Below are 13,078 nucleotides of genomic sequence, written 5' to 3' on the forward strand. Positions count from 1 at the left end.
TTAAAGCTTCGGGGCAAGGTGCTCCGGGGGCACTTTAACTATTTTATATTTTAATAATGTCAACAAACATTATTGCCATTGTAGGCCGCCCGAACGTGGGTAAGTCTACTTTATTTAATAGGCTTGTCGGACGCAGACAGGCTATTATGGACAACGAAAGCGGCGTAACCCGCGACAGAAGCTACGGCCACGGCGAGTGGTGCGGTCACTTTTTTACCGTTATTGATACAGGCGGTTACGTGCACGGCTCCGACGATATTTTTGAAGGCGAAATAAACAAGCAGGTAGAACTGGCCATTAAAGAAGCCGACGTGATCCTGTTTATGGTGGATGTGGATGCCGGCCTTACAGGCCTGGATGAAGAGTTTGCCCATGTACTGCGCCGCTCAGATAAACCCATTTTTTTAGTAGCAAACAAAGCTGATACCAACGCCCGCGCGCACCAGGTTGGTGAGTTCTATGGCCTGGGTATTGCCGATGAGATTTATCCGATCTCTTCGCAGAGCGGCTCCGGAACCGGCGACCTGCTGGATGAAGTGGTAAAACATTTTAAAGACAAGGGCATTGAAGACCCGGAAGCTGGTATCCCGAAAATCGCGGTGCTTGGTCGCCCGAACGTAGGTAAATCATCGTTTGTGAACCTGCTGCTGGGTGTGGAGCGAAATATTGTGACGGATATTGCCGGAACTACCCGCGATGCCATTCACTCGCACTACAAAGCGTTCGGGAAAGAGTTTATTATAGTTGATACCGCTGGTCTGCGCCGCAAAAGCAAGGTGAACGAAGATATCGAGTTCTATTCGGTGATGCGCTCTGTGCGTGCCCTGGAGGACTCCGATGTGTGTATTGTGATGCTGGATGCTACCCGCGGCATTGAAGCCCAGGACGTGAACATTATTACCCTGGCCGAAAAGAACCGCAAAGGCATTGTAATACTGGTGAACAAATGGGACATGGTAGAGAAGAATACCAACAGTTCTAAAGAGTTTGAAGAAGAGATACTGGACAAGATCGCGCCTATCAAGTATGTTCCGGTTGTCTTTACATCAGTGCTTACCAAGCAGCGTATACACAAAGCCATAGAGGTGGCCATGCAGGTGTACGAGAACAAGACACAGAAAATACCTACCTCAAAGCTGAACGATGCCCTGTTGCCGGATATAGAGCGTTACCCGCCGCCATCGGTAAAAGGGAAGTTCATTAAAATAAAGTACGTAACACAGCTGCCTACCCATAACCCTACGTTTGCTTTTTTCTGCAACCTGCCGCAGTATATAAAAGAAGCGTACACCCGTTACCTGGAAAACAGAATCAGGGAACATTTCGGGTTTGAAGGTGTGCCGATAAAGGTGTTGTTTAAGAAGAAATAAAAAAATATTCGCGAAAACATTACGGCATTAAAATATAGTTATATATTTGTAACTCGTTTTCAAAAAAACAACAAAACATCATGAAAAAAGTATTCGGTTTATTATTCGTTGCTGGTCTGTTCGCTTTCGCATCTTGCAACAATGCAGAAGAAACAGCTACTGAAGTTGAAACTACTGAGACAACTGTAGAAGAGACTGTAGTTGAAGACACTACTGCTGTAGAAGTTGACACAACTGCTACTCCAGTTGATTCAGCTGCTGCTACTCTGTAATCAGCAACAGTAACCGCCCGGCGTATGGCCGGAGAAGAGAAAGGCACCTGATTTCAGGTGCCTTTTTTGCTTTTATACAACTATATAGATTTGTTCGCGTATTCGGTGGCATAATAGCTGAAAGTAGCATAAAGCTTTGCGATGGGCTGCTCCGGCTAACAAAATGCGTTAAACCAAAACAGACACAATATGAAAAAGTCGATTTTTATGCTAGTGGCCGCAGGCCTGTTTACATTTGCATTTGCATCATGCGACTCGCCTGCTGAGAACCGCGCCGAAGAAAATGCAGAACAAATGGAAGATAATGCTGAAGATGCAGCCGACAATATGGAAGATGCTGCCGAAGACACAGCAGATACTACAGAAGTGATGTAGTTGCACTACTACAATAAAACTATAAGGGGCGGCACCGGTAAGGTGGCTGCCCCTTATAGTTTAAGCACCCAGCCGGCGCTGCATCAGGTTCTGGATGAGCGCGTACAGCCTTTTAGGGGGCATGGTGCGCCAGTTTACCATCTCCAGGTTGCCGCCATAGTTCAGGTAATAGTCCAGGTTATAGTTCTTCATCTCGCTCAGCACAAAATCTTGGAAACCGATGGCCACGATCCAGCCATCTTCCACATCCTCAAACCATTCTTCGTAATAGGAGTCATCAGAGCCGTGGAAGTTAAAGATGTTCTCGCCGATAAGAATAAAATGCGTGATGCCTTCTTTCACCATCGGGTCGATGATGTTGCGTTTCAGTTTCATGATGTCGTTGTGCAGCGCGTCGTTCCACTCGCCTATAAACTCGATAACGGCAAACCCGAGCTCATAATCTGCAAAAAGAATCTTCAGGAACAGCGTTTCAGACTCGATGTCGTCCCATTGCGGGTGTATGTAATAACCATAGATGGTATTCGTATACTCCGACAGGCTGTTTTCGGCGCCAAACAGCGGGGATCTTGGGTCTTCTGAAGCCGAATAAAGCTCCAGCCAATTGTAAAAAGGCTCTATGTTATGCATAAATGTTACTTTCTGTCGTTAAAAATAATAACACAAGCCGGACTGTAGGAGTATAAAGTACCGCCTGCTGTTTTTCGGATATACTATTGGCCTAAACTATAGTTATAGCTCCGGAGTAAAGTTATATCGGATATTTTTTGTTTTAGTGATGCGGCTTTGGATTGCCTGCTTTTTACCCTAACGTAGTATGTCGTTAAATTATACCTGCTTCCGCTCCCTGCTTTTGGTATTTGTGTTGCTGCTGGTACGCCCGGTACTGGCAACCGATACCGATTACATCAAAGCCTATCACCCGCTGGTGCACGAAGCCGAGTTACTGATCATCAATAAAGACTATGCCGCAGCACTCGAGAAATACAAGACTGCTTTTGCTGCCGTGCCGGAGCCCTTCGCCCGCGACTACTATAACGCCGCTGTGTGTGCCACCCTCTCCGAAGATAAAAAGCAGACCTTCGATTACCTGAAACAGCTTGCCCTGAAAGGCGTGGACCTGGCTTTTGTACAGAAGCAGAAAGTGTTTGAGCCGCTGTATGAAACAAAGGACTGGCGAAAATTTGAGAAAAAATACCCGAAGTATCACCGGAAGTACAAGCGCCGCACCAACCAGGAGGTAAGAGCTGAATTAGACGAACTGTACTACCGCGACAGGAAATACCGGTTTGCCGAAGGCGGCCTGCGCGTATACGCGGATACACTGCGCAAAATTGAGGATGAAAACGTAGATATGCTCCTGCGAACTATAGCCAGGCATGGCTTCCCCGGCGAGAAACTGATAGGAGCAGGAGCTGCCATGGAGCAACTGCCTCGCTTCAGTATTGTTATAGAGCGACAGACCACTGCCAAAAAAGGCTTCGATTTTACGCCGTTGCTGCAGGAGGCCGTGCAGCAGGGCAACCTCACACCCCAGGCGGCTGCCTACCTAATGGAGGCACAGGCCGGTAACCGCAAATACAAAACAATAGCGCTGGTAAAAGTAGCCTGCACCAACCCAAAAGACTGCGAAGGACCAAAAAAACTGAAACTGTTGGATAAATACTTGGTAGAACGCTTAAGTACCCGCGAAGAAGATAAAGTAAACACCCTGCGTGCCAGCCTTGGCCTGGAGCCCCTGATCGACTATCGTAAAAAGGTACTTTATAGTTTGCAGGATAACCGGTTTATGCTGGCCAGTAACTGGTCTGTAAAAAACTATGTGGTGCCAAGCAAAGAGGCCGCCAAAGTACTGACAGACGGATTTATAGTTGCCGAAACAGCGCTGGCATCGGAGTAACTATAGGTTAACCCTGTTGCTCTTTTCTGTAGGCTTCAATTGCTGCGCGTACGCCGCCGTGCTTCTGCAACAGAGCTTCGGCTTCCGGACGGGGCAACTGCAGTTCTTCCATCAGCATGCGGGTGCCACGGTCCACTAATTTCAGGTTCGAAAGCTGCATGTCCACCATCTTGTTGCCTTTCACGCGGCCCAGCCGGATCATGGTGGAGGTGGTGAGCATGTTAAGCGCAAGCTTTTGAGCGGTGCCGGCTTTCATGCGGGTACTACCGGTTACAAACTCCGGCCCGGTAATGATCTCTACCGGGTAGTCGGCGGCGGCAGCTACGGCGCTATTGGCGTTGCAGACGATACAGCCCGTGGCTATGCCGTGCGCACGGCAGGTTTTAAGGCCACCTATCACGTAAGGTGTTCTGCCCGATGCAGCTATTCCAACTACAATATCCTTCTCGTTAATGTCATGCGCCTGCAGATCTTTCCAGGCCTGCTCTTCGTCGTCCTCAGCAAACTCTACTGCCTTACGTATGGCTGTATCGCCGCCTGCTATCAGACCTATTACCATGCCGTGCGGTACACCGTAGGTTGGCGGGCACTCCGAGGCATCTACCACGCCCAAGCGGCCACTGGTACCGGCACCAATATAAAACAGCCGTCCGCCCTGCTGCAAGCGCTCTATGGTGGCATTAACCAGTTGCTCTAACTGTGGTATGGCTTTCTCTACGGCCAGTGGTACAGTTTTATCTTCCTGGTTTATGCTTTCCAGCAGCTGCCGCACGGGCATTTGCTCCAGGCCGTCGTAGTTAGATGCGGATTCGGTAGTAGACACTATAGTTAAGTATGAATGATGGATTAGGAATTAAGAATGGACGCCGGAGCTATAGTTTACGCATTGCTGGCTGTGCCGGACTTTTGCAGCAGTTGCTGATGGTAACTGATCAGGCCTTCGCTGGGGCTTTGTATGATCGTGCCTACGTGCAAGCCATACTTCCTGGCTGCTGATTTCAGGATGTCGGCAAAATAGTAAGCTATAGAGCCTACAAAGTTAACCGGCAGCTTGGTATGGTCTTTATACTTGAGCACATGGCGTTCAAAAAACAGCTCAAAGTTCTCGTAGATCATCTCTTTTATAACCGGATGCTTGCGCTTGTCGTGCATAAACCTGGCAAAGGTGGCAATGTAGCGGCTGGGCACATCGGCGCCGTACAACGTGTCCAGAAACGTGTCTTTGGAAAGATGATAGGTGTTTTTTAACGATTGTGCCAGTTCATCGGGAAGCTCACGGTAAAAGTATGCTCTTAGTAAAAGCTTGCCCATGTAGGCACCGCTTCCTTCATCGCCCAGCAAAAAGCCCAGCGAGGGTACATTGTCTGTTATTTTAGAGCCATCGTAGAGGCAGCTGTTGGAACCGGTGCCCAGTATGCAGGCAATGCCCGGGTTATGGCCACAGGCGGCGCGTGCAGCACTCAGCAGGTCGTGGTCTATGTGCACTTCACTTTCCGGGAACAAGCGCTGCAATGCATCCGATACCCGTTTGTTACGCTCCGGCGAACTGCAGCCGGCACCGTAAAAGTAAATGGCCGCCGGTGCTTTATGGGTTAGCTGCGGCAACAAAGTTTTTTCCAGCTCGCTGTATATCTCTTCTGCATCCTGGTACATAGGGTTAAAGCCAATTGTCTGCACATGCTCTAACACATTCGTAGCCGTCAGGATATTCCAGTCTGTTTTGGTAGAACCGCTATCTGCAATAAGAACCATAGTTTATTTCTTTATACACTGTATTAACCCGGTTTATAGTTTATAGTTATCCGGGCCGGCATCGGTTGTCCGGTAAACAGAGTTTTTTACCAGCCCGATCGCCTCAAATTTATCAAAAACATACGCAGTATGCGGGGCATCTTTCAGTTCTTCGGTCAGGTCCTGCCCGGCCCAGTGCTCGTAGTGCTTGCCCGCGCGCCACAGCCGCGACTTCTGCACATCATAGATCACACCTTTATATGCCACCCAGATATCGTCCCGGTCCTGCCCGTTGCGCAGCGCAAGTTGCTGTAAAGTATATTCTGGTAAAGTCATTTTCGTTGATTTGAAGATTGGGAAATTTGGAGATGTAAAGATGACTTCAGTTTATAAAATTCGGTAATCTGATCCACTTAACCCCAATTCAGCTTTACAACTATAGTTTATGTTCAGTATAATTTTCAAATCTCCAAATCTTCACATCTCCAAATCTGTAAAATTACCCTATCCGTGCCTGTGTCAGAATCCAGCGGTTAGGTACCTCGCCGTTGGTTGCCTGCAGGTAGTCTTCGTAGCTGCAGGGCACAATGTGCGGGCTTTTGCCTTCCGTCAGCGATTCTACTTCCAGCCACCATTTCTCGGATTGCTTGCTTTTATAGAATACCATGCGGTCGGGTTCCTCGTTAAAGGCCACTGCATATTTGGTAAACTGGCCGCTACTAAAGCTGATCTCATTTTTACGGTGATAAAAGCCTTCGATAAAATACCAGATCATGGTAGCTATAGTTGCAGCTGTTAACTGGCGGTCGTCGAGGGCGGGGTTGTATTCGTAAATGCCCAGTGATGTCAGGTTATCGTTCAGGCCGGCATACCAGCACAGCTGGCAGGCTTCTTCGCCGGTAAGGCCAAACGGGTTGGCTGGTTCGTAGCCCGGTGCATCCTGGTGGCGGATGGCCGAGATATCTATCGTTAAAAGATCTGCCAGGCGCACCACCGGTTCCATTTCCTGCACATTGCGGTGTACTTCCCCAACGCGGTACGCTTCAAAATGCATCTTCTCCAGCGTAGCCATCACTTCCGGCTCCACAAGGTACGACTGGTAACCGATCTGTCCCAGGCTGAACAGGTAGTTAGGTTCGTGCATCAGTATCTGGCGCAGCTGCTTTTTATTGGCCGTTGCGTCGGTGTCTTCGGTCATGTCTACGCTGCTGTCTATGGTTACCATGTTCACTACACGTTCCAGGTGCTCGTAGCCCATGTACTGGCCGTACTCCAGATCGTGCGAGCCGCCTATGATAACCGGTATGGTGTTATGCGAGATCAGTACTTCCACGATCTCTTTTATGCGCAGGTAAGTATCATCCAGCGTAATGCCGGGGCGCAGGTTGCCCATGTCCACTACTTTGCAGCTGCCGGTACCTTTGTTGAGCGTGTATAGTTTCTGGCGCACCGCGCGGGCCGGGGCCATAGCTGGTTCGGGGTTTTCGGTGCTGCCGCTGCCGCGGTGTTCGTTTACGCCAAAAATGGCAATATCGGCAGCGCGCCAATCCGGGAACTTGCTTACAAAGCGGCTGATATATGCGCCCAGGGTGCGGGGCTTGTTCATGGCCGCAAAAATGTCTTCGTTCAGCGGCTCAAAAAAAATAGACAGGTTCATAAATGTCGGGCTGTTTGTAGCACTCTATAGGCCGGGCAGGCTGCTGCGATCAACCTGCCCGGCCTATAGCACTCTAATATAAACCTAAATAAATATTTGTGTGCCGGAAAGTGGCAGAAATAAAAAAAAATAATTAAAATGCACTAACGAAAGCCCGACTCTCAGGCTTACCCTGCTCCTGATGTAGCAGGCAACAACCACCAAACCACAAACACGAGCATGAGTATTACCCGTACTATTGACCTGCTGTCTCATCAGCTGGAGAGCTATCCGAAGCCTGACTGCCTTGCCTCTAAAGTAAATGGCCAATGGGTAAAATACAGCACCCAGGATGTGCAGAATATGGCGAACCTTGTGAGCTTAGGCCTTCTTAAGTTAGGGATCGGTAAAAACGACAAGGTAGCGATCATCTCTTTCAACCGTCCTGAATGGGTATTTGCCGACTTTGGTATTCAGCAGATAGGGGCTATTAGTGTGCCCATGTACCCTACCATTACCGTGGAGGACTACCGCTATATTTTCAACGATGCCGAAGTAAAAGCCATATTTGTTGCCGACAGCGAACTATACAACAAGGTAGTGGCCGCTACTGAAGGGCTGGAAGGCATAAAAGAGATCTTTACATTTGATGAAGTGCACGGTGGCAAACACTGGAGCGAGATAGTGGAACTGGGCAAGCAGTCCGGGGAAACTGAAAAGCTGAACGAGCTGCGCGCCGCTGTAACACCAGACGATACCCTGACCATTATCTATACATCGGGCACCACGGGCAACCCGAAAGGCGTAATGCTGACGCACAATAACCTGATCAGCAACGTGCAGGGCACTGTGCCGTACGTGCCGGTAAACAATACGCACCGCGCACTCAGCTTCCTGCCGCTTTGCCATATTTTTGAGCGTATGCTGCTGTATCTGTACATGCGCATGGGTACCTCTATTTACTATGCCGAAAGCATTGAAAAGGTAGCTGAGAACCTGAAAGAGGTACAGCCGCATGTATTTACTACGGTGCCACGCCTGCTCGAGAAAGTATATGACAAGATTGTAGCCAAAGGCATGGAACTGACCGGCGTGAAGCGCAAGCTGTTTTTCTGGGCACTGGAACTGGGCCTTAAGTACGATACACAGGAGGACCAGGGATGGTGGTATAACCAGCAGCTGGCACTGGCCAATAAACTTATTTTCAGTAAGTGGCGCGAGGCGCTGGGCGGTAACGTAATTGCCATCGTTTCGGGTGGTGCGGCGCTGCAGCCACGCCTGGCACGTGTGTTCTGGTCGGCTAACATCCGCGTTATGGAAGGATATGGCCTGACGGAAACATCGCCGGTAATAACGGTTAACCGCTTTGAGCCGGAAAATAACATGATCGGAACGGTGGGCTTGCCTATAGATGGTGTGGAAGTTAAAATTGCCGAAGAAGATGGCGAGATCCTGACCCGCGGACCACACGTGATGAAAGGCTACTACAAGCGCGACGACCTGACTGCCGATGTGATAGACAGCGATGGCTGGTTCCATACCGGTGACATCGGGGAGATGGTGCAGGGCAAGTACCTGAAAATTACGGACCGCAAAAAAGAGATCTTTAAAACATCTGGCGGTAAGTACGTGGCACCGCAGCCAATCGAGAACAAGCTGAAAGAGTCTGTGGTGATAGAGCAGGCGATGATCGTGGGTGAAGGGCAGAAGTATGCGGCAGCGCTTATAGTTCCATCGTTTATGGGCTTACAGGACTATTGCCAGCATAAAGGAATTCCTTATACCTCTGATGCCGATATGATTACCAAGCCGGAAATACTGGATAAGTTCCAACGCGAGATCAACAAGGCAAACCAGGGACTGGCGCAGTACGAAACCATCAAAAAGTTCACGCTCATCCCGAACATGTGGACTGTAGAAACCGGCGAGCTGACTCCAACCCTGAAAGTGAAGCGCAAAAACATCAGCGCCAACTATAAGAAAGAGATCGACAGTATGTTTTAAACTATAGACTATAGTTTGTGCTGCTCTTGTTGCTAAAGCTATAGTTTATTACCAGTAATGTCATCCTGAAAGGATCCTGGTTAAAGGTAGGTGAAGCACCTGCTCCAAACCCAGGCTTTTCAGGATGATTTTTTTGTGAACCAATCTATAATTGCCATGCGCAGATACCTGGTTATAGTTTTAGCTATAGTTTGTTTTGCCTGTAAAGAGCAGAAGCAGACTGAAACTATAGTTGCTGAGAATTCTGAGCCGGTGAAAGCTGAAGAGATAGAATTTGAAAAGATTACTCTATCAATGTGGTGTCCATGTCCTAAATGGAATACTAAAGATTTAGAAATTCTATCTGATGGTACTTTTTATTATAGGTTAAGAGATGATTATGATGAAGCTATGAGAGAAAACTATAAAGGAGAAATTGATTCTATAGGCATGGCTCAGGTATATACATTTCTAGACTCTCTGGATTTTAATACTCTTAAAGCCAGCCTCACCGAAGCGCAAGATGCTGCTGATCACTCAATACATATTAAATTATCTGATGGTGAAGTCAAGTTAAGAGGTGATTTAGATGACAAGGGCGCTTTGGCAGTTTATAAGCTATTCAAGTTTATTGATAAGAATAAAATGAGTGTTAATGAAAGTCACTACTTTAGTACTGAGAAAGAAGTTAGGTTCATACCCCCATATCCCCTCCCGTAACTGCATAGGTTCAATTCTTTATACTAAACAAAATTGTTTTGTACACACCTAAGCCCTTCCCACACAGGAAGGGCTTTTTATTTATACCAACTATAGCACAAACTATAGTATCTGTAAATCGCATCTGTCGTACTATAATTTTATGCATGCCGAATAAATTTTCTGAAATAGTATGCTTGCATAACATTTATTTTTTATATTTGGTATATACCAATGTGTTTATGAAGCCAGAAGAGACAGTAGATTATAATGTGAAAGTATGTTGGCATGCCATTTCGCGCATGTACAACACCGAGGCCGCCAAAAACGACATTACAACATCTATAGGGTTTGTGTTGTTGAACATAGACCAGGAGGCAGGTACGCCTGCTACCAAGATTGCTCCTTTGCTGGGTCTGGAGGCCCGCAGCCTTACCCGCATCCTGAAAAGCATGGAGGAAAAGAAGCTGATCTTTAAAGTTTCGGACCCCAGTGATAAACGTTTGGTGCGCATTTTCCTGACCAAAAAGGGACTGGAGAAAAAGGAGATTTCGAGAAAGACCGTGCTGCGCTTTAACCACAAGGTTTACGAAACTATAGCACAAGAAGAACTGGATGCATTTTTCAGAGTGTGTGGCCGCATACAAACTATGATCGAGAATAAAGAGATATTTTAACCATAGACAACTATAGCTATTCTATGAAGAGGATAATTAAGAAAGTAGCCGTACTTGGTTCCGGTGTAATGGGCTCGCGTATTGCCTGCCATTTTGCCAACATCGGGGTGCAGGTGCTGCTGCTCGACATCGTACCGAAGGAGCTGACGCCCGACGAAGAGAAAAAAGGCCTGACGCTGGAAAACAAAGCCGTTCGTAACCGCATTGTAAACAGCTCGCTACAGGCAGCACTGGCTTCTAACCCGTCGCCGATCTACCGCAAGGCAGATGCACGCCTGATACAGACAGGTAACTTCGAGGACAACATGAAGGATATCGCTACCGCTGACTGGACCATTGAGGTAGTAGTGGAGAACCTGAAGATCAAGAAGATTGTGTATGACCAGGTAGAGCAGCATCGCAAGCCGGGCACACTCATTACGTCCAACACATCGGGCATTCCGATCCACATGATGCTGGATGGTCGCTCTGATGACTTTAAAAAACACTTCTGCGGAACGCACTTCTTTAACCCACCACGCTATTTAAAGCTTCTCGAGATCATCCCGACGCCTGAAACCGATCCGGCTATAGTTGATTTCCTGATGCACTACGGTGATCTATACTTAGGTAAGACAACTGTATTGGCTAAAGATACACCAGCCTTTATAGCGAACCGTGTGGGTATCTATGCCATTATGCAGGGCCTGCAGGTAATGAACAAGCTGGGTCTGAATGTAGATGAAGTTGACAGAATTTCCGGCCCGATCATCGGCCGTCCGAAATCAGCTACTTTCAGAACCCTGGATGTGGTTGGTCTGGATACATTGGCTAACGTAGCAAACGGACTTTACCAGACAGGCGAGAAAGATGAGTCGCGTGAGTTGTTCCAGTTGCCGGGCTACCTGCAAAAGATGGTGGAGAACAAATGGCTGGGCGACAAAACCGGCCAGGGTTTCTACAAGAAAACAAAGGACGCGAAAGGCAAAACCGAGATCCTGACGCTGGATTTAAATACACTGGAGTACGGACCAAAGCAACGCGCTAAGTTCCAGAGCTTGGAAGTTCTTAAGCCGATCGAAGATCTGAAGAAGCGTGTGAAAATGTTCTCTCAGCAGAATGACAAAGCAGCTCAGTTCTTTAATGAATCGCTTTATGGTTTGTTCCAGTACGTGAGTAACCGCATTCCAGAGATCTCTGATGAGCTTTACAGAATAGACGATGCCATGCGTGCCGGCTTTGGCTGGGAGCTTGGTCCGTTTGAGTACTGGGATGCCATTGGAGCCCGAGAAGGCGTGCAGCGCATGACCGAAGCCGGTTACAAGCCTGCTGCCTGGGTAGAAGAAATGCTGAACAGCGGCAAAGAGTCTTTTTACATTGTAGAGAACGGCACGCGCCGCTACTACGACATCAACAGCAAAGCATACAAAGCCATACCGGGTGCCGAGAACTTTATTATTCTGGAGAACCTGCGCGGCAATAACGTGATCTGGAAAAACACAGGCGCAACTATCACTGACTTAGGCGATGGCATCCTGAACGTAGAGTTCCATACCAAGATGAACACCATGGGCGGCGACGTGATCATGGCGCTGAACAAAGGTATAGATTTAGCCGAGAAAGATTTCCGTGGAATGGTAGTGGGTAATCAGGGAGCTAATTTCTCTGCTGGTGCCAACGTGGGCCTTATCTATATGTATGCCCTGGATCAGGATTATGATGAGCTGAATATGATCATCCGCCAGTTCCAGAACACCATGATGCGCATGCGCTATTCGGCTATACCTGTAGTAGGTGCACCACACGGTTTAACTTTAGGCGGTGGCTGCGAGCTTAACCTGCACGTCGATCACATACAGGCTGCTGCTGAAACCTACATGGGCTTGGTAGAGTTTGGTGTTGGTCTGATACCAGGCGGTGGCGGTACAAAAGAAATGACGCTTCGCGCTGCCGATATGTATGCCGACGGCGATATAGAGTACAACGACCTGAAAAATGTGTTCCTGAACATCGGTATGGCGAAAGTATCTACGTCAGCGAAAGAAGCGGTTGACTTAGGTTTTATGCGCAAATCTGATGGCATCACTATAAACAGCAACCGTTTGATAGCTGATGCCAAAGCGCAGGCAATACTTATGGCAGATGCTGGTTACACTAAGCCAGTACAGCGCACCAACATTAAGGTGCAGGGCAAAGGCGCTTTAGGTATGTTCCTGACAGGTGCCAATGCTATGTTTACCGGCCGCTACATGTCGGAGCACGACCTGAAGATCTCTCAGAAACTGGCTTATGTAATGTGCGGCGGTGATCTGTCTGCCCCAACTGAAGTAAGCGAGCAGTACCTGCTTGACCTGGAGCGTGAGGCCTTCCTGTCCCTGACAGGGGAGCGCAAAACATTAGAGCGTATCCAGAGTATCCTGACCACAGGCAAGCCGCTGAGAAATTAATGTCTAATG

13 protein-coding genes are annotated in these 13,078 nt (G+C 48.1%); 8 read left to right on the forward strand and 5 right to left on the reverse strand.

Features of this window, described 5'->3' with window-relative positions; all coding sequences use genetic code 11:
* Window positions 1-56: 56 nt before the first annotated feature.
* The 3 genes from der to H7F15_RS17950 all read left to right on the forward strand — a co-directional run bounded on the left by der (window position 57) and on the right by H7F15_RS17950 (window position 2,017).
* Complete coding sequence (der, locus tag H7F15_RS17940; RefSeq protein WP_185198382.1) at window positions 57-1,370, forward strand: ribosome biogenesis GTPase Der; 1,314 nt, start codon at window positions 57-59, stop codon at window positions 1,368-1,370.
* An 80-nt stretch (window positions 1,371-1,450) separates the two neighbouring features.
* Entirely contained in the window at window positions 1,451-1,642 is a 192-nt protein-coding gene (locus H7F15_RS17945) for a hypothetical protein (protein ID WP_185198383.1), read from the forward strand.
* A 189-nt stretch (window positions 1,643-1,831) separates the two neighbouring features.
* The gene (locus tag H7F15_RS17950) at window positions 1,832-2,017 is read left to right on the forward strand and encodes a hypothetical protein (protein WP_185198384.1); all 186 of its coding nucleotides are present in this window, start codon (window positions 1,832-1,834) and stop codon (window positions 2,015-2,017) included.
* A gap of 60 nt (window positions 2,018-2,077) precedes the next feature.
* Here the strand turns inward: H7F15_RS17950 and H7F15_RS17955 are convergent, their stop codons facing one another.
* Window positions 2,078-2,647 (reverse strand): hypothetical protein, encoded by a 570-nt coding sequence (locus H7F15_RS17955; protein WP_185198385.1) that lies wholly within the window; start codon window positions 2,645-2,647, stop codon window positions 2,078-2,080.
* Window positions 2,648-2,834: 187 nt separating this feature from the next.
* Here H7F15_RS17955 and H7F15_RS17960 point away from each other — a divergent pair, with 187 nt between their 5' ends.
* Complete coding sequence (locus H7F15_RS17960; protein WP_185198386.1) at window positions 2,835-3,917, forward strand: hypothetical protein; 1,083 nt, start codon at window positions 2,835-2,837, stop codon at window positions 3,915-3,917.
* A 7-nt stretch (window positions 3,918-3,924) separates the two neighbouring features.
* Here H7F15_RS17960 and murQ read toward each other — a convergent pair whose 3' ends face one another.
* The 4 genes from murQ to H7F15_RS17980 all read right to left on the reverse strand — a co-directional run bounded on the left by murQ (window position 3,925) and on the right by H7F15_RS17980 (window position 7,305).
* The gene (gene murQ, locus H7F15_RS17965) at window positions 3,925-4,740 is read right to left on the reverse strand and encodes an N-acetylmuramic acid 6-phosphate etherase (RefSeq protein ID WP_185198387.1); all 816 of its coding nucleotides are present in this window, start codon (window positions 4,738-4,740) and stop codon (window positions 3,925-3,927) included.
* A 56-nt stretch (window positions 4,741-4,796) separates the two neighbouring features.
* Complete coding sequence (locus tag H7F15_RS17970; RefSeq protein WP_185198388.1) at window positions 4,797-5,669, reverse strand: hypothetical protein; 873 nt, start codon at window positions 5,667-5,669, stop codon at window positions 4,797-4,799.
* Between the two features lie 33 nt (window positions 5,670-5,702).
* The gene (locus tag H7F15_RS17975; protein ID WP_185198389.1) at window positions 5,703-5,984 is read right to left on the reverse strand and encodes a cytochrome b5 domain-containing protein; all 282 of its coding nucleotides are present in this window, start codon (window positions 5,982-5,984) and stop codon (window positions 5,703-5,705) included.
* A gap of 163 nt (window positions 5,985-6,147) precedes the next feature.
* A complete protein-coding gene (locus H7F15_RS17980) occupies window positions 6,148-7,305 on the reverse strand; it encodes a formimidoylglutamase (protein ID WP_185198390.1) in 1,158 nt (385 codons plus the stop codon).
* A gap of 219 nt (window positions 7,306-7,524) precedes the next feature.
* Here H7F15_RS17980 and H7F15_RS17985 point away from each other — a divergent pair, with 219 nt between their 5' ends.
* From H7F15_RS17985 to H7F15_RS18000, 4 genes are all read left to right on the forward strand, one after another.
* A complete protein-coding gene (locus H7F15_RS17985; protein ID WP_185198391.1) occupies window positions 7,525-9,288 on the forward strand; it encodes a long-chain fatty acid--CoA ligase in 1,764 nt (587 codons plus the stop codon).
* A gap of 156 nt (window positions 9,289-9,444) precedes the next feature.
* Window positions 9,445-9,987, forward strand: a complete 543-nt coding sequence (locus H7F15_RS17990; RefSeq protein ID WP_185198392.1) for a hypothetical protein — start codon at window positions 9,445-9,447, stop codon at window positions 9,985-9,987.
* A gap of 221 nt (window positions 9,988-10,208) precedes the next feature.
* Entirely contained in the window at window positions 10,209-10,643 is a 435-nt protein-coding gene (locus tag H7F15_RS17995) for a MarR family winged helix-turn-helix transcriptional regulator (RefSeq protein WP_185198393.1), read from the forward strand.
* 23 nt (window positions 10,644-10,666) lie between these two features.
* Window positions 10,667-13,069 (forward strand): 3-hydroxyacyl-CoA dehydrogenase/enoyl-CoA hydratase family protein, encoded by a 2,403-nt coding sequence (locus tag H7F15_RS18000; RefSeq protein ID WP_185198394.1) that lies wholly within the window; start codon window positions 10,667-10,669, stop codon window positions 13,067-13,069.
* The last annotated feature ends 9 nt before the right edge of the window (window positions 13,070-13,078 follow it).

Origin of the sequence: Pontibacter sp. Tf4, assembly GCF_014212495.1 — a bacterium.
Taxonomy (GTDB): domain Bacteria; phylum Bacteroidota; class Bacteroidia; order Cytophagales; family Hymenobacteraceae; genus Pontibacter.

What these genes read in the sequence shown, in the direction of transcription:
- H7F15_RS17970 (WP_185198388.1), bottom strand. Translation starts at nt 5,669, where the DNA reads ATGGTTCTTATTGCAGATAGCGGTTCTACCAAAACAGACTGGAATATC.
- H7F15_RS17945 (WP_185198383.1), top strand. Translation starts at nt 1,451, where the DNA reads ATGAAAAAAGTATTCGGTTTATTATTCGTTGCTGGTCTGTTCGCTTTC.
- H7F15_RS17980 (WP_185198390.1), bottom strand. Translation starts at nt 7,305, where the DNA reads ATGAACCTGTCTATTTTTTTTGAGCCGCTGAACGAAGACATTTTTGCG.
- H7F15_RS17985 (WP_185198391.1), top strand. Translation starts at nt 7,525, where the DNA reads ATGAGTATTACCCGTACTATTGACCTGCTGTCTCATCAGCTGGAGAGC.
- H7F15_RS17975 (WP_185198389.1), bottom strand. Translation starts at nt 5,984, where the DNA reads ATGACTTTACCAGAATATACTTTACAGCAACTTGCGCTGCGCAACGGG.
- H7F15_RS18000 (WP_185198394.1), top strand. Translation starts at nt 10,667, where the DNA reads ATGAAGAGGATAATTAAGAAAGTAGCCGTACTTGGTTCCGGTGTAATG.
- H7F15_RS17995 (WP_185198393.1), top strand. Translation starts at nt 10,209, where the DNA reads ATGAAGCCAGAAGAGACAGTAGATTATAATGTGAAAGTATGTTGGCAT.
- H7F15_RS17950 (WP_185198384.1), top strand. Translation starts at nt 1,832, where the DNA reads ATGAAAAAGTCGATTTTTATGCTAGTGGCCGCAGGCCTGTTTACATTT.
- H7F15_RS17990 (WP_185198392.1), top strand. Translation starts at nt 9,445, where the DNA reads ATGCGCAGATACCTGGTTATAGTTTTAGCTATAGTTTGTTTTGCCTGT.
- der (WP_185198382.1), top strand. Translation starts at nt 57, where the DNA reads ATGTCAACAAACATTATTGCCATTGTAGGCCGCCCGAACGTGGGTAAG.
- H7F15_RS17955 (WP_185198385.1), bottom strand. Translation starts at nt 2,647, where the DNA reads ATGCATAACATAGAGCCTTTTTACAATTGGCTGGAGCTTTATTCGGCT.
- H7F15_RS17960 (WP_185198386.1), top strand. Translation starts at nt 2,835, where the DNA reads ATGTCGTTAAATTATACCTGCTTCCGCTCCCTGCTTTTGGTATTTGTG.